The organism is Mesorhizobium sp. AR07, from assembly GCF_024746815.1.
Classification (GTDB): domain Bacteria; phylum Pseudomonadota; class Alphaproteobacteria; order Rhizobiales; family Rhizobiaceae; genus Mesorhizobium.
Window position 1 is genome coordinate 6,644,876 of sequence record NZ_CP080525.1, and the last position, 14,314, is coordinate 6,659,189.

The 14,314-nt window shown below is 62.4% G+C and carries 15 protein-coding genes; 11 read left to right on the forward strand and 4 right to left on the reverse strand.

Going from position 1 to position 14,314, the window contains the following annotated elements:
- The first annotated feature begins 66 nt into the window (after positions 1-66).
- A complete protein-coding gene (locus tag BPNPMPFG_RS32635) occupies positions 67-1,167 on the forward strand; it encodes an ISAs1 family transposase (RefSeq protein ID WP_258590521.1) in 1,101 nt (366 codons plus the stop codon).
- A gap of 187 nt (positions 1,168-1,354) precedes the next feature.
- On the opposite strand, the gene BPNPMPFG_RS32640 is transcribed toward BPNPMPFG_RS32635, so the two are convergent.
- Positions 1,355-3,385: a lytic transglycosylase domain-containing protein gene (locus BPNPMPFG_RS32640; protein WP_258592640.1), complete on the reverse strand. Its 2,031-nt coding sequence runs from the start codon at positions 3,383-3,385 to the stop codon at positions 1,355-1,357.
- A gap of 290 nt (positions 3,386-3,675) precedes the next feature.
- Here BPNPMPFG_RS32640 and dapA point away from each other — a divergent pair, with 290 nt between their 5' ends.
- The 3 genes from dapA to BPNPMPFG_RS32655 all read left to right on the forward strand — a co-directional run bounded on the left by dapA (position 3,676) and on the right by BPNPMPFG_RS32655 (position 5,947).
- Positions 3,676-4,557: a 4-hydroxy-tetrahydrodipicolinate synthase gene (gene dapA, locus BPNPMPFG_RS32645; RefSeq protein ID WP_258597020.1), complete on the forward strand. Its 882-nt coding sequence runs from the start codon at positions 3,676-3,678 to the stop codon at positions 4,555-4,557.
- A 151-nt stretch (positions 4,558-4,708) separates the two neighbouring features.
- Positions 4,709-5,188, forward strand: coding sequence for an SsrA-binding protein SmpB (gene smpB / locus BPNPMPFG_RS32650; protein ID WP_136621238.1), 480 nt, complete (start codon positions 4,709-4,711; stop codon positions 5,186-5,188).
- Positions 5,189-5,203: 15 nt separating this feature from the next.
- Positions 5,204-5,947 (forward strand): glycoside hydrolase family 25 protein, encoded by a 744-nt coding sequence (locus BPNPMPFG_RS32655; RefSeq protein ID WP_258592641.1) that lies wholly within the window; start codon positions 5,204-5,206, stop codon positions 5,945-5,947.
- Between the two features lie 15 nt (positions 5,948-5,962).
- Here the strand turns inward: BPNPMPFG_RS32655 and BPNPMPFG_RS32660 are convergent, their stop codons facing one another.
- Complete coding sequence (locus BPNPMPFG_RS32660; protein WP_258592642.1) at positions 5,963-6,325, reverse strand: winged helix-turn-helix transcriptional regulator; 363 nt, start codon at positions 6,323-6,325, stop codon at positions 5,963-5,965.
- 111 nt (positions 6,326-6,436) lie between these two features.
- On the opposite strand from BPNPMPFG_RS32660, the gene BPNPMPFG_RS32665 reads away from it, so the two are divergent.
- On the forward strand, positions 6,437-7,450 hold the full coding sequence (locus BPNPMPFG_RS32665; RefSeq protein ID WP_258592643.1) for a zinc-binding alcohol dehydrogenase family protein: 1,014 nt from the start codon (positions 6,437-6,439) through the stop codon (positions 7,448-7,450).
- 8 nt (positions 7,451-7,458) lie between these two features.
- On the opposite strand, the gene BPNPMPFG_RS32670 is transcribed toward BPNPMPFG_RS32665, so the two are convergent.
- Together BPNPMPFG_RS32670 and BPNPMPFG_RS32675 are read right to left on the reverse strand one after the other, a co-directional pair.
- A complete protein-coding gene (locus tag BPNPMPFG_RS32670) occupies positions 7,459-8,115 on the reverse strand; it encodes a uracil-DNA glycosylase (RefSeq protein ID WP_258592644.1) in 657 nt (218 codons plus the stop codon).
- Between the two features lie 11 nt (positions 8,116-8,126).
- The gene (locus tag BPNPMPFG_RS32675) at positions 8,127-8,708 is read right to left on the reverse strand and encodes a LabA-like NYN domain-containing protein (RefSeq protein ID WP_023762095.1); all 582 of its coding nucleotides are present in this window, start codon (positions 8,706-8,708) and stop codon (positions 8,127-8,129) included.
- Positions 8,709-9,034: 326 nt separating this feature from the next.
- Between BPNPMPFG_RS32675 and rpoZ the strand changes: the two genes are divergently transcribed.
- The 6 genes from rpoZ to acpS all read left to right on the forward strand — a co-directional run bounded on the left by rpoZ (position 9,035) and on the right by acpS (position 14,236).
- The gene (gene rpoZ / locus BPNPMPFG_RS32680) at positions 9,035-9,436 is read left to right on the forward strand and encodes a DNA-directed RNA polymerase subunit omega (protein ID WP_258592645.1); all 402 of its coding nucleotides are present in this window, start codon (positions 9,035-9,037) and stop codon (positions 9,434-9,436) included.
- A gap of 215 nt (positions 9,437-9,651) precedes the next feature.
- Complete coding sequence (locus BPNPMPFG_RS32685; protein ID WP_258592646.1) at positions 9,652-11,880, forward strand: RelA/SpoT family protein; 2,229 nt, start codon at positions 9,652-9,654, stop codon at positions 11,878-11,880.
- Positions 11,881-11,945: 65 nt separating this feature from the next.
- Positions 11,946-12,524: an orotate phosphoribosyltransferase gene (gene pyrE, locus BPNPMPFG_RS32690; RefSeq protein ID WP_258592647.1), complete on the forward strand. Its 579-nt coding sequence runs from the start codon at positions 11,946-11,948 to the stop codon at positions 12,522-12,524.
- A gap of 46 nt (positions 12,525-12,570) precedes the next feature.
- Positions 12,571-12,972 carry a VOC family protein gene (locus tag BPNPMPFG_RS32695; RefSeq protein ID WP_258592648.1) on the forward strand — a complete coding sequence of 134 codons (402 nt, stop codon included), beginning with the start codon at positions 12,571-12,573 and terminating at the stop codon, positions 12,970-12,972.
- Between the two features lie 254 nt (positions 12,973-13,226).
- The gene (locus BPNPMPFG_RS32700; RefSeq protein WP_258592649.1) at positions 13,227-13,826 is read left to right on the forward strand and encodes a DUF2062 domain-containing protein; all 600 of its coding nucleotides are present in this window, start codon (positions 13,227-13,229) and stop codon (positions 13,824-13,826) included.
- Positions 13,823-14,236, forward strand: a complete 414-nt coding sequence (acpS, locus tag BPNPMPFG_RS32705) for a holo-ACP synthase (protein ID WP_095086581.1) — start codon at positions 13,823-13,825, stop codon at positions 14,234-14,236. Before BPNPMPFG_RS32700 ends, acpS begins: the two co-directional genes overlap by 4 nt.
- Positions 14,237-14,314 lie beyond the last annotated feature (78 nt).

Here is a 14,314-nt window from a genome sequence, read left to right on the forward strand (position 1 = left end):
AAGTAGGTCTTGCGGACTGTGGAAAGGTTGATTCTTTAGGGGCTTTGTCTTTGAAGGAGAGGCCCAATGCCATTGCTGCTTTCGATTTTGCGGGAAGTACAAGACCCGCGTGACGTCAACGCGCGTCATGATCTGGCGGAGCTTCTGTTTTTGGCCTTGGCTGCGACGTTGTGCGGCGCCAAAAGCTGCGTGGATATTGCCGATTTCGTCGAGGGTCAGGAAGAAGAGCTGAAAGAGATCGTGGTGCTGGAGCATGGCTGTCCGAGCCACGACACGTTCAGCCGGGTGTTTCGACTTCTCGATGCCGATGAGCTTGCGCGCAGCTTTGCCAGCTTCATGGCGGCGCTGCGCCAAACGCTCGGACTTTCGCCGCCACGCGGCGTGGTGGCCGTCGACGGCAAGGCGTTGCGGCGCGGCTATGCGAAGGGGCGGGCTTTCATGCCACCTTTGATGGTGAGCGTGTGGGACGCCGAGACGAGGCTGTCGATTGCCGCTGCCCGCGCGCCTGAGGGCGACGAGGTCAAAGCCACGCTGGATCTTCTGAAGAGCTTGGATTTGAAGGGCTGTACAGTGACGGCCGATGCGCTGCACTGCCGCCCCGACACCGCCAAGGCGCTGATCGGCAAGAAGGCGCATTATGCGCTGGGGCTGAAGCCCAATCGTCCCAAGCTGTTTGCCGCGGCCGAACGAAGCTTCGCCCAAGCCGGCGAGATCGCGTTCTTTGAGACCAGCGACAGCGCGCATGGCCGCACCGAGACGCGAAGGGCTTCGGTCCTGCCGCTCAAGCGGCTGCTCGACCTGCCGGGCTTTCCCGGCCTCAAGGCGATCGGACGCATTGAGGCCTCTCGCAGCGTGGCAGGCGGCAAATCCAGTACCTCCGTGCGCTATGTCGCGCTCTCCAAAGTGCTTACCCCCAAAAGACTGGCCGAGACGCTCAGAGCACATTGGACAATCGAGAACCAGTTGCATTGGAGCCTCGACGTCGTCTTCCATGAGGACGACGCTCGCTCCCGCAAGGACAACGCCCCGCAAAACCTCGCCGTCATCAGACGCCTCGCGCAAAACATCTTGCAAGCCCATCCTCTCGACAAACCCATCGCAAGCAAAATGCGCAGAGCCAGATGGAACAAAGACTTCTTCTTCCAGCTCTTTACTCATATGCGATAGCCCTGCCCTTGCGGGGGAGATGGCCGGCAGGCCAGAGGGGGGTGGGACGGATCACGGCGTTTGAATGGCGCACTTCTACTGGAAATGAGCCAATGAATTGGCTGATGAGCCGAGGGCCAGCACCCCCTCTGCCTTGCCAGGCATCTCCCCCGCAAGGGGGGAGATCGGCAGGAGCCATCAGATTCGGTCAACTACGTCCGTTCACCAGATCCCCGACGATGTCGTATTTGCCGGAAATACGCATCTTGTAGACTTCGTAGTTCTCCATCACGCGCTGCACGTAACTTCTTGTTTCCGTGTAGGGAATCCGCTCGATCCAGTCGACGACGGCGTCGATGTCCTTGCCGCGCGGGTCGCCGTATTTCGCGACCCACTGGCTTGCCCGGTTGGGGCCGGCATTGTAACCGGCGAAGGTCAGCACATAGGAGCCGTTGAAGCGGTCAAGCTGCTCGCCGAGGAAGGCGGCGCCCAGCGTCGCGTTGTAGCCGGCGTCGGTGGTCAGCCGTGTCTGCGAAAACTGCAATCCGGCCTTCTTCGCCAGCTGTCTGGCGGTTCCCGGCATCAGCTGCAGCAACCCGCGCGCGCCCGCGCTCGACACGGCGCCGATGTTGAACTCGCTTTCCTGGCGGGCGATCGCATAGGCCAGCGCCTTGCCCGAGCCGGAAATGTTGGCCGAATCGGGAATGACGCCAAGCGGATGCGACAGCGCGCCGACATCGATGCCGCGCGCCCCGGCGATCTTGCCAACCTTCAGCGCCATGAAATGGTTGCCCTGCTTTTCCGCAAGAACGGCAAGCAGCGCCAGCTCGCCCGGGCTGGTCAACTGCCCGGCAAGGTCGCGGTAGAGCGTCTCGGCATAGCGGTCGTAACCTGCCTCCTGCAGCCGCTTGATGGCACTGACCGCCTCGCGGCCGGCAAAATTCCGCCGGTCGGCGTCGTCAGGCTGCGGATAGACAATGGTCAGCGCCGGCCGGCCGACGCGTTCGGCGGCAAGCTGGCCGTAAAATGTCGTGCCATAGGCAGCGGCACGCGCAAAATAGTCCTTGGCGTTGCCCGGGCCACCGACTTCCGCCGCACGGCCGAGCCAATAATAGGCGCGTGACAGCGTCATCGGCCCCTGGGCAAGGTCGGCGATGCGCGCAAAATGCGTTGCGGCAAGCTTGGGGTCGTTCAGGCCGCGCAGCGCATACCAGCCGGCGTGGAATTCGGCGTCCACCGCATTGGCGGCACTTTCGGCCGCATGCGTGGCGACGATCCGGTAGGCCGTCTTCATGTCACCCTGGTCGACCAGTTCGCGCGACAACACCCGGCGCTCGACCCACCAGGCGTCCGGATCGACCAGAGCTTCGCGATCGGTCGGTGCCTGCATCACCACGGCCGCGGCGTCGGCAAAGTTCTCCTGCCTGCGCAGATATTCAGCCTGCGCGAAGAAATAGCCGGCCGAACGCTGCGCCACCGGCACTGCTTTCAGCAGTTTAGGTGCGTTCTTGTCGCCTCTGTCGGCCGCGGCCCAGGCATCGGCAACCTGCTGTGCACCGGCGAGGCCGGCGACGCGCTGTGCGGAATTCGCCCGACCGGCATAGAACATGCGCTCCATGCGAAAACGGTGGTCGGCGGCCGGAATCAGGCTGCCGAATTCCTTGATCAGCGCCGTCTCATCCTTGGCTTCGAGGATCGCGGTGCGCCAGAATGGCGACAGCACCGAGCGCGCCGCCTTGGCATTGCCCGACGACACATAGGCGCGGGCGAGAACCATCACGCCCTCGAATGTCTGCGGTTGGCTGCCGTCGAACGTCCGAATGACGGTGTCGGGGGCAGGGTTCTCGCGATAGAGCGCGCGCTCGCTGTTCTTGCGCAAGGCGACGGTGCCCGGCCAGTTGGGCAGCATCTTGGCGGCGGCGGTAATGTCGCCGCTTGGAACCTTGTCGCCGCCGTAAAGCGCGATCGCCCAGGCAAGGATATGCTGGTCGAGCGAATGAGCGGCAAGTGAATCACGCACCGCACGGGCAGCAGGAATGTCGCCAGCCGCCAGCGCATCCAGTCCGCTCTTCAACAGGGCGACGCTGGGCGAGGCATCCTGTTGCGCTTTGTCCTGAAGGCCCGGCATAGGGATGGCCGAGGTGACCTGCACATCCACGCTGCCGCCGATCGCCATGCCCGGCATCAGCGCGAGCGTGGCGCCGAGCAGCGCGAAGAGGTGAGGCCGAGTGGCCGGCATGATCGTTACGCCTTTCCTTGCCCTGGCATTTTACCACCAGTGCGCAATGGTCCGAAGGCTAAACTTAGGTCGTGAAGAGCCCGTAAACAAAAGGTTATCGAGGCCATTCGAATTGCGCTTGCTGGCACCATGGCAATGCTTGCCGCGTAACAGTGTCGAGACTATGGTGCGCCGCTTCGCTTTCGTTTAGAAGGCGCGCGATAAAACACCGATGCATGTCGCCTGAAAGTGGGTACCGGTTTTGGGACAACGACATGCATAAACAAAGAAGTCCCAAGGAGTTGGACGACATGCTGAGAGGCTCGCTTACCGCGCTCGTGACACCGTTCGAAAAGAGCGGGCGTTTCGACGAGAAAGCCTTTCGCGCGTTCGTCGAGTGGCAGATCGGCGAGGGCACGACGGGCCTTGTCCCGGTCGGCACCACTGGCGAGTCGCCGACGCTGTCGCATGATGAGCACCGCCATGTCGTCAAGGTCTGTGTCGAAATGGCCAAGGGCCGGGTTCCGGTCGTTGCCGGCGCCGGTTCCAACAACACGGAAGAGGCGGTCGGGTTGGTGCAATATGCCGAGAAGGCGGGCGCCGACGCTGCCCTGGTCGTTACGCCCTATTACAACAGGCCGACCCAGCGCGGCCTCTACGCGCATTTCGCCGCCGTCGCCAAGGCGACCAGCCTGCCGATCATCATCTACAACATCCCGCCGCGCTCGGTCATCGACATGAGCCCGGAGACGATGGGCCGGCTATGCCGAGACTTCAAGAACATCGTCGGCGTCAAGGACGCCACCGGCAAGGTCGAGCGGGTGTCCGAGCAGCGCGCCACGTGCGGCAAGGACTTCATCCAGCTTTCGGGTGAGGACGCTTCGGCACTCGGCTTTAACGCGCATGGCGGTGTCGGCTGCATTTCGGTGACCTCGAACGTCGCGCCGCGGCTCTGCGCCGAGTTCCAGGAAGCAACGCTTTCCGGCGACAGCGCCAAGGCGCTGGAGTTGCAGGATCGCCTGCTGCCGCTGCACAAGGCGATCTTCCTCGAACCCGGCGTTTCCGGCGCCAAGTATGCGTTGTCGAAGCTTGGCAAGGTCGAGAATGTGCTGCGTTCGCCGTTGATGACGGTCGAACAGTCGACCGCCGACAAGATCGATGCGGCGATGAAGCACGCCGGCTTGGTAAATTAGCGAGCCCGTTTGGAAACTCTACTCCTGCGGCCATCTGAAGGCGTCACCTGCGCTTCCGGTGCTCACGTACTATATGTACGTTCCGCTCCGGGTCTCGGTTACACCATCATCTGACTCGCAGGAGCGAGTTTCGAAACGGACTCTGGACGTCATGAATCAAGTCAGAAAAGCCGATCCCAACAACAAGACCGTTTCGGAAAACCGCAAGGCCCGGTTTTCCTATGAGATTCTCGATACGATCGAGACCGGCCTGGTGCTGACCGGCACCGAGGTCAAGTCGCTGCGCCAGGGCCAGGCCAACATCCAGGATAGTTATGCCTCGGTCGAGGGCGGCGAAATCTGGCTGATCAATTCCTATCTGCCGGAATATCTGCAGGCCAACCGCTTCAACCACGAGCCGCGCCGGCGCCGCAAACTCCTGCTCAACAAGCGCGAGATGGCCAAGCTGTCGCAGAGCGTCGACCGCGAAGGCATGACGCTGGTGCCGCTAAAGATCTATTTCAACGATCAGGGCCGCGCCAAGCTGCTGCTCGCCGTCGGCCGCGGCAAGAAGCTGCATGACAAGCGCGAAAGCGAGAAGCAGCGCGACTGGTCGCGTGAGAAGGGCAGGCTCTTAAAAGAGCGTGGGTAGGCTGGGGCCATTCGTTTGAAGAGCCGGATCGTCCTTTTGGGCTTGGCCAGCCTGGTTTTGGCGTGTTTCATCGCTGTGGGCGGCCATTTCTATTTCAGGGCATTCTCGCCAGACCGTGGCAAATATCCGGTCAGGGGCATCGACGTCTCCCACCATCAGGGCCAGATCGACTGGCGCCGCGTTGCCGCCGACGATGTCGCCTTCGCCGTCATCAAGGCGACCGAAGGCGGCGATCATGTCGACGACGCCTTCGCAAGGAACCTGCAAGAGGCCCGCGCCGCCGGGCTTGCCGTCGGCGCCTATCATTTCTTCACCTTCTGCCGGCCAGGTGGCGACCAGGCGAAGAATTTCATCTCGGTGGTACCGCACGATCAGCCGCTGCTGCCGCCGGTCGTCGACATCGAGTTCGGCGGCAATTGCCCGCAGCGGCCAACGCCCGAGCAACTGAATGCCGAACTCGCCGCGTTCCTCGCTCCGGTCGAGGCCGCATTCGGCAAGCCGGCGATTGTCTATCTGACCGACGAGGCTGAGCAGGCCTATGCCGGGCGCATCGTTGCCCGGCCGCTCTGGCTTCGCTCATTGCTGCTGCAGCCGGCCAGCGACGACTGGATCTACTGGCAGTACCACAACAAAGGGCGTGTCGACGGCATCAACGGCGATGTCGATCTCAATGTGCTGCAGGGCGGGCCGGCCGTGTTGGCCGCGCTGTATTCAGCCTCGCCGGGATCGATCTCTCCGGAGGCACCACGATCTCCCTGAACCCGGTCGGGGCATTCATGCCGCGGCCTGGGAGACCTCCGGCGCGAGCGTCACATTGGCATCGCCCCAGACTTTCAGCGCGGTGATCACCGTTTCCAGGCTTCTGCCGCGCGGCGTCAGGCTGTATTCCACCTTCGGCGGCACCTGCGGGTAGATCTTGCGCGCAATCAGTCCGTCAGCTTCCAGTTCGCGGAGCTGGTTGGTCAGCATGCGCTGCGTGCAGTTCGGAATGCGCCGGCGTATCTCGTTGAAGCGCAGCGTGCCCTCGAACAGATGGTAGAGCACGACGCCTTTCCACTTTCCGTCGATGTAGCGGAGCGTTCCTTCCACGGTGCAGCCAGGGCTGCAATCGAATCGTTCGTGGCGAATGCGCGGCATAACGGTATCCTTTTCGACACTATGTGCTTTATATGTGCATTCTTGCGCTTCCGGCACATAATCCGCATCTCTGCTCCGAACAACGTTCAACAGCAATCGCGGAGACCAAAAATGCGCGCCGTCGGCTATCAAATTCCAGCCCCCATCACCGATGAGGTCTCCCTTGTCGATATCGACTTGCCCAAGCCAGAGCCGAAAGGCCGTGAACTGCTGGTCGAGGTGAAGGCAATCTCGGTCAACCCGGTCGACACCAAGGTGCGGCAAAGCGCCAGATCCGAAGCCGGAGCGTGGCGTGTGCTCGGCTGGGACACCGCCGGCCGGGTCGTCGCGACCGGTCCGGACGCCAGCCTATTCAAGGTGGGTGACGACGTCTTCTATTCCGGCGCCCTGGCGCCGCAAGGCACCAATGCCGAGTTCCACAATGTCGATGAGCGTCTTGTGGGGCGCAAGCCCGGCTCGCTCGGCTATGCGCAGGCAGCGGCGCTGCCGTTGACCGCGATTACCGCCTGGGAGGCTCTGTTCGATCGCCTCGATGTCAGGAAGCCTGTCGCGGGCGCGGCGAATGCCATCCTGATCATTGGCGGCGCCGGCGGTGTCGGCTCGATCGCGGTGCAGCTAGCGCGGCAACTGACCGATCTGACGGTGATCGCCACCGCATCACGGCCCGAGACACGCGACTGGGCGCTTGGGCTCGGCGCCCATCATGTCGTCGACCATTCCAGGCCGCTCGCCGCCGAAGTCGCAAGCCTCGGCATCGGCGCGCCAGCCTTTGTGTTCTCGACAACCAACACTGACCGGCATCTGGCCGAGATCGCCGAATTGATCGCCCCGCAAGGCCGGTTCGGACTGATCGACGATCCCAAATCGCTCGACATCAATCCGTTCAAGCGCAAGAGTGTGTCCGTGCATTGGGAATTCATGTTCACCCGCTCGATGTTCGAGACGCAGGACATGGCCGCGCAAGGCCAGCACCTCAACGAATTGGCCCGGCTTGTCGAAACGGGTACGATCCGCACGACATTGGGCGAGACCTTCGGTCCTATCAATGCCGCCAATCTGAAGCGCGCCCATGCCCTGATCGAGACCGGCAAGGCCAAAGGCAAGATCGTGCTGGAAGGGTTCTGAAGGCGGCGCTATGTCTGCAGGAACGCCGCGATCTCGCTGAAGACGCTGACGAACATCGCTTCGGTCAAGACGCCGGTGTTGGTGTTGTAGCGCGAGCAATGATAGCTCGAAAACAGCGTGATGCCACCGGCCGGCAGTTGCCCGCCATGCTTGAACGGATAGGCGGCGACGCGCGCGCCCAACGCGCGCACTGTCGATTGGTGCGCGATCGATCCCAGCGCCAGCACGGCACGCAAATTGGCAAACCGGGCGATCGTCGGCACCAGGAACGTCCGGCAGGTGGCAATCTCGGCGCCCACCGGCTTGTTCTCCGGCGGCACGCAGCGCACCGCATTGGTGATCGCGGTGCCGACGAGCTCCAGCCCGTCATCCGGCCGCGCCTTGAACTCACCGCGCGCAAAACCGTGCGAAATCAACGTCGAGTACAGCAGGTCGCCGGCATAGTCGCCGGTGAAGGGGCGTCCGGTGCGATTGGCGCCGCGCAGGCCGGGCGCCAGCCCGACGATCAGAAGCCGGACGGCATCGTCGCCCTCCGGCGGCAGGAAGGTCGGCACCGGCGCGTTGAACCAGGACGGCTCGCGTTGCCGCCATTCGGCGATAAACTCATGCAGCCGCGGGCAGAGCGGGCAGTCGCGGCCGGGTTCGGAAGAGGAAAGGGCGGTCAAGGCGACCGGCCTCAGTAGTCGTCCTCGTCGACTTCGGCTGGCTCGGGACGGCGCACCGGCCGTTCGGACGGATCGCGACCGACCTCGTTCTTCAGCGTTGTCAGGTCGATGAAATGATCGGCTTGGCGGCGCAGATCGTCGGAGATCATCGGCGGCTGCGAGGCCATGGTCGAGACGATCGATACCTTGCGGCCGCGCCGCTGCAGCGCCTCGACCAGCGTGCGGAAATCGCCGTCGCCGGAAAAGATGACATAGTGGTCGACGACATCGGCGAGTTCCAGCGCATCGACCGTGAGTTCGATGTCCATATTGCCCTTGATCTTGCGGCGGCCGGTCGAGTCGGTGAATTCCTTGGCCGGCTTGGTGACCACCTTGAAGCCGTTATAGTCGAGCCAGTCGATCAGCGGTCGGATCGAGGAGTATTCCTGATCCTCGACCAGCGCCGTGTAATAGTAAGCGCGCAGCAGATAACCGCGCTTCTGGAAGCTCGCCAGAAGCTTGCGATAGTCGATGTCGAAGCCGAGCGCGCGCGACGTCGCGTAGAGATTGGCGCCGTCGATGAACAAGGCGATTTTTTCGCGAGGGTCGAACATGGAAAATAGTCCTTTTCGAAATAAGTGGTCGTCTAAACGAAAAGCGGTAGCGACTATCGGTCAGGCTCATAATAAACCGGCTGACCTTGGCACCATCCGAGATAACCCCAGTTTCGCGGCAATCCAAGGGCGTGTTGTCGCACTGCAAGCAATTGTGATCGGCTGCCGAACCCATGGATGCAGCCTGGTTTTGCCAAATCGGGTGTTTGAACGAAGGATTGAGCGCCCGGCGACCCGGCCATTGCCATGATGCTTGTATTTTGGTGGCGTTCGGGTTATGGACCGCGCCTGTTTTCCATCAAATCCATCGCATGAAAGGGGCATCCATGGCCCGCGTAACCGTTGAAGATTGCATCGACAAGGTCGACAACCGCTTCGAGCTGGTGCTCCTTGCCGGCCACCGTGCCCGCCAGATCAGCCAGGGCGCGCCGATCACCGTGCCGCGTGACAACGACAAGAACCCGGTCGTGGCGCTGCGCGAGATCGCCGACGAGACGCTGTCGCCCGACGACCTCAAGGAAGACCTGATCCATTCGCTGCAGAAGCATGTCGAGGTCGACGAACCCGAGGCCGACGGCGAGGTGATTGCCGATCAGACCGGTGCCGCCGTCGCGGCCACCAACGCCGATGACGCCGAGGAGAACATTACCTTCGACCGGATGACCGAGGAAGATCTCCTGGCCGGCATCGAGGGCCTGGTGCCCCCGGAAAAGAGCGACGATTACTAAGCGAGCCTCTGTCGCGGAGGTCGCTGGAATAATCGTCCGCCACTTCCGTATCGGCAGTTTCGTGGCTATCTAGTACCAACTGTCGCAAATACCAGATGCAGTTTTGGCCGCGTTCGGCATAATGCATGAATCTGGTATTTGCGACAGTTGGTACCGGACATGCGCCGTACAGCAGTGCGGCGCATGATTCATTTCACCGCTGCGAGATCCCGCCCATGATGCGTCAGTATGAGCTTGTCGAGCGCGTCCAGCGCTACAAGCCTGACGTCAACGAGGCGTTGCTCAACAAGGCCTATGTTTATGCCATGCAGAAGCATGGCCACCAGAAGCGCGCTTCCGGCGATCCCTATTTCTCGCATCCGCTCGAAGTCGCCGCCATCCTCACCGAAATGCATATGGACGAGGCGACGATCGCGGTCGCCCTGCTGCACGACACCATCGAGGACACCACGGCGACGCGGGCCGAGATCGACGAGCTGTTCGGACCCGAAATGGGCAAGCTGGTCGAGGGGCTGACCAAGCTGAAGAAGCTCGACCTGGTGTCGAAGAAGGCCGAGCAGGCGGAAAACCTGCGCAAGCTTCTGCTGGCGATTTCGGAAGACGTCCGTGTGCTTCTGGTCAAGCTCGCCGACCGCCTGCACAACATGCGCACCCTCGACCATATGCCGGAGGCCAAGCGCCTTCGCATCGCCGAGGAGACGATGGACATCTATGCGCCGCTGGCCGGGCGCATGGGCATGCAAGGTATGCGCGAGGAGCTGGAGGAGATCGCCTTCCGCTACATCAATCCGGAAGCCTACCGCGCCGTCACCGCCCGGCTCGCCGAAATCTTCGAGCGCAACAAGGATGTGCTGTCGGACATCGAGAAGGCGCTGTCGGCGCTGTTCGAAAAGCATGCGATCAAGGCTGGCGTGAAGAGCCGGCAGAAGAAGCCGTGGTCGGTATTTCGCAAGATGGAGGCCAAGGCGCTGTCCTTCGAGCAGCTGTCCGATATTTTCGGCTTCCGCGTCGTCGTCGAGACGGTCGAGGATTGCTACCGGGCGCTTGGCGCCATCCACACCACATGGTCGATGGTGCCCGGTCGCTTCAAGGATTACATCTCGACGCCGAAGCAGAACGACTACCGGTCGATCCACACCACCATCGTCGGGCCGTCGCGCCAGCGCGTCGAGCTGCAGATCCGCACCCACCAGATGAACAAGATCGCCGAATACGGCGTTGCCGCGCATTCGATCTACAAGGACACCGGCGGCAAGACCAATGGTGCTGCCCACGCGATCTCGAAAGAGACCAACGCCTATGCCTGGCTGCGGCGCACCATCGAGCAGCTTGCCGAGGGTGACAATCCGGAAGACTTTCTCGAGAACACCAAGCTGGAACTGTTCCAGGACCAGGTGTTCTGTTTCACCCCGAAAGGCATGCTGATTGCGCTGCCGCGAGGTGCCACGCCCATCGATTTCGCCTATGCGGTGCACACCGATGTCGGCGACACCTGCGTCGGCGCCAAGGTCAATGGCCGCATCATGCCGCTGATGACGGAGCTGAAGAACGGCGACGAGGTCGAGATCATCCGCTCCAAGGCGCAGGTGCCGCCGGCTGCGTGGGAATCGGTCGTCGTCACCGGCAAGGCGCGCTCGGCCATCCGCCGTGCCACCAAGAATGCCATCCGCAAGCAATATTCGGGGCTCGGCATTCGCATCCTGGAACGCGCCTTCGAACGCGCCGGCAAGACCTTCACCAAGGAGAGTCTGAAGCAGGTGCTGCACCGGCTGGCGCGCAAGGACATCGAGGACGTGCTGGCCTCGGTCGGCCGTGGCGAGCTTGCCTCCACCGACGTCATGAAGGCGGTATTTCCCGACTACAAGGACGAGCGCGTCACCACGGCAGCACCCAAGCAGCGCGAGGAAGGCTGGTCGAAGATCCGCAACGCCGCCGGCATGCTGTTCCAGATTCCAGGCCGTGCCGCGCGCAAGGACAAGGACCAGCCGCGCGACGGCGCCGTGCCGATCCGCGGCGTGCGTGGCGATCTGCCGGTGCGTTTTGCGCCGGAAGGGGCGGTGCCTGGCGACCGCATCGTCGGCATCGTCCAGCCGGGCACCGGCATCACCATCTATCCGATCCAGTCGCCGGCGCTGCAGGCCTTCGACGACCAGCCCGAGCGCTGGATCGACGTGCGCTGGGACATTGACGAGCGCACCAAGGAACGGTTTCCCGCGCGCGTCTCGGTCACCGCCATCAATGCGCCGGGCTCGCTCGCCGATATCGCACAGGTCGTTGCCTCGAACGACGCCAACATCCATACGCTGTCGATGGTGCGCACCGCGCCCGACTTCACCGAAATGCTGATCGATCTCGAAGTCTGGGATCTGAAGCACCTCAACCGGCTGCTGTCGCAGCTCAAGGACAATTCGAGCGTCAGCGATGCAAGGCGTGTGAACGGCTAGACCATGATCCCGAAAAGTGGGGACCGGTTTTCGGAAAGGATCATGGTCAATCAAAAGAGGCAGACATGAACACCGATGAAGTGCTGGGGATTTTCCGCGAGGCGGGCGCTGTTCTCGAAGGGCATTTCATTTTGACCTCGGGCCTGAGAAGCCCGGTCTTCCTGCAGAAGGCGCGTGTGTTCATGCATGCCGACAAGACCGAGCGGCTGTGCAAGGCGCTGGCCGAAAAGATCCGCGCTAGCGTTCCCGGCAAGATCGACTATGTCGTCGGTCCGGCGATCGGCGGGTTGATCCCGGCCTATGAGACCTCGCGCCACCTCGGCGTGCCAGCCATCTGGGTCGAACGGGAGGGCGGAGAATTCCGCCTGCGCCGCTTCGAAATCGCCAGGGGCTCGCGCGTCGTCATCATCGAGGACATCGTCACCACCGGCCTGTCGATCCGCGAAACCATCGAATGCCTGCGCGAGCTTGGCGCCGAAGTGGTTGCCGCTGCCTGCATCATCGACCGTTCAGCCGGCAAGACCCATGTCGGCGTGCCTCTGATCGCGCTCGCTGAATACGAGGTTCCAGCCTATCCGGCAGACCGTTTGCCGCCGGAACTGGCCGCCATCCCGGCGATCAAGCCCGGCAGCCGCAATATCTGACCCATGCGTGCCGCCCGAAAGTGTGCAGCGGTTTTGGGGTAACGACATGCATGAAAACAAATTGACGATGATCGCAGGCATCGATCATCTCGTGCTGACGGTCGCTTCGCTGGAAGTGACCTGCGCCTTTTACCAGCGTGTACTTGGGTTTGAACGCATCGACACGCCGGGCCGGCCGACGGCGCTGGCTTTCGGCAATCAGAAGATCAATGTGCACGAGGTCGGCCGCACGTTCGAGCCGAAGGCGAAGTCGCCGACATCAGGCTCGGGCGATTTCTGCCTGATCACCGACAGGCCGCTGGGTGAAGTCAGCACCCGTCTCGAGGCCAATGGCGTGGTGGTGGAACTCGGTCCTGTCGAACGTGTCGGGGCCCGGGGTCCGATGATGTCGGTCTATTTCCGCGACCCGGACGGCAACCTGGTCGAGGTCGGCGAATACGGGTCTTAGCGTCATCGACGCTCCGCTTGCGACGACAAACTGAAGCCGCTTCTCAAATTCGCCGCGATTGTTCGGTGTAGGGAGAGACGAACCTTACCAAAAATTATTGCTGCTCGGGCGCTGTCTAGGCGGCCTTCGGTTGTTGTTGAGGTTGGGGTTGGCTATATCAAGGGGGCGATTGCCATTGGGTGATCGTCAAGCGCAAGATGGTGCTGTTACGCCCGGCTGAAAGTGCCGGTGTCGGCGCCGTGGAACGGAACAGAGTGCTTTTTCGACGTCGCAAGCCTGATGGTCTTCTCGAACGGGTGCGTACCTACCTTTGGCCGCGCCGCTCGTTTTCGCGCTCGCTTCAGTATTTCTCCAAGCGCATCCTGCGGCTGAAGGCCACGCCGCACGCAGTGGCGGCCGGCGTCGCTGCCGGCGTCTTCGCCTCTTTCTTTCCGGTCGGGTTCCATTTCGTCATTGCCGCCGTTCTGTGCTGGGTAATCGCTGGCAATTTGGTGGCGGCGGCACTCGGCGCGGTGTTTTTCGGCAATCCGCTGACCTTTCCGCTGCTGTGGGGCGCCTCCTGGGAAACCGGCAAGCTGATCCTGCATGATCGCCTGCCGAAGCATGGCCCGCCGGCGCATCTGGGCGAGATGCTGCATAATCTTTCCTTCGCGCAACTGTGGAAACCCGTGCTTGAGCCGATGCTGATCGGCGCGGTGCCTCTCGGGCTGGTGTTCGGCCTCTTGTTCTATGGCATCACCCGGTGGGGCATGAGCGCTTTCCGCGAGCAGCGTCGCAAGCGCCTGGCAGAGCGCGCAAGCCAGCATGGGCAATCGTCCCATCCCGGCGGAAGCGTCGGTTCCACCGCGCGATGATCATCGGCATCGGCAGCGACCTGATCGATATCAGACGCATCGAGAAGTCGCTGGAGCGTCACGGCCAGCGCTTCATCCAGAGAATCTACACCGATCTTGAGCAGGCCCGTTCCGAGAACCGCCGGGCGCGTGCGGCGTCCTACGCCAAGCGCTTCGCTGCCAAGGAGGCTTGCGCCAAGGCGCTCGGCACCGGTCTGGCGCAAGGCGTGTTCTGGCGCGACATGGGTGTCGTCAACCTGCCCAGCGGCGCGCCGACCATGGCGTTGACGGGAGGGGCACAGGCGCGGCTGGACAAAATCCTGCCAAAGGGCCATCGGGCGGCAATCCACCTCACCATCACGGATGATTTCCCGCTCGCTCAAGCCTTTGTGATCATCGAAGCGTTGCCCGTCGAAGAAGCGCCACATTGATTGCATCTGACGACCGGCATTGACGTTGCCCAGCGCGCGCCGAGACTCTATACCATCCAACGCACAATCGAGGACGAC

What these genes read in the sequence shown, in the direction of transcription:
- BPNPMPFG_RS32635 (WP_258590521.1), top strand. Translation starts at nt 67, where the DNA reads ATGCCATTGCTGCTTTCGATTTTGCGGGAAGTACAAGACCCGCGTGAC.
- BPNPMPFG_RS32640 (WP_258592640.1), bottom strand. Translation starts at nt 3,385, where the DNA reads ATGCCGGCCACTCGGCCTCACCTCTTCGCGCTGCTCGGCGCCACGCTC.
- dapA (WP_258597020.1), top strand. Translation starts at nt 3,676, where the DNA reads ATGCTGAGAGGCTCGCTTACCGCGCTCGTGACACCGTTCGAAAAGAGC.
- smpB (WP_136621238.1), top strand. Translation starts at nt 4,709, where the DNA reads ATGAATCAAGTCAGAAAAGCCGATCCCAACAACAAGACCGTTTCGGAA.
- BPNPMPFG_RS32660 (WP_258592642.1), bottom strand. Translation starts at nt 6,325, where the DNA reads ATGCCGCGCATTCGCCACGAACGATTCGATTGCAGCCCTGGCTGCACC.
- BPNPMPFG_RS32665 (WP_258592643.1), top strand. Translation starts at nt 6,437, where the DNA reads ATGCGCGCCGTCGGCTATCAAATTCCAGCCCCCATCACCGATGAGGTC.
- BPNPMPFG_RS32675 (WP_023762095.1), bottom strand. Translation starts at nt 8,708, where the DNA reads ATGTTCGACCCTCGCGAAAAAATCGCCTTGTTCATCGACGGCGCCAAT.
- rpoZ (WP_258592645.1), top strand. Translation starts at nt 9,035, where the DNA reads ATGGCCCGCGTAACCGTTGAAGATTGCATCGACAAGGTCGACAACCGC.
- BPNPMPFG_RS32685 (WP_258592646.1), top strand. Translation starts at nt 9,652, where the DNA reads ATGATGCGTCAGTATGAGCTTGTCGAGCGCGTCCAGCGCTACAAGCCT.
- pyrE (WP_258592647.1), top strand. Translation starts at nt 11,946, where the DNA reads ATGAACACCGATGAAGTGCTGGGGATTTTCCGCGAGGCGGGCGCTGTT.
- BPNPMPFG_RS32695 (WP_258592648.1), top strand. Translation starts at nt 12,571, where the DNA reads ATGCATGAAAACAAATTGACGATGATCGCAGGCATCGATCATCTCGTG.
- acpS (WP_095086581.1), top strand. Translation starts at nt 13,823, where the DNA reads ATGATCATCGGCATCGGCAGCGACCTGATCGATATCAGACGCATCGAG.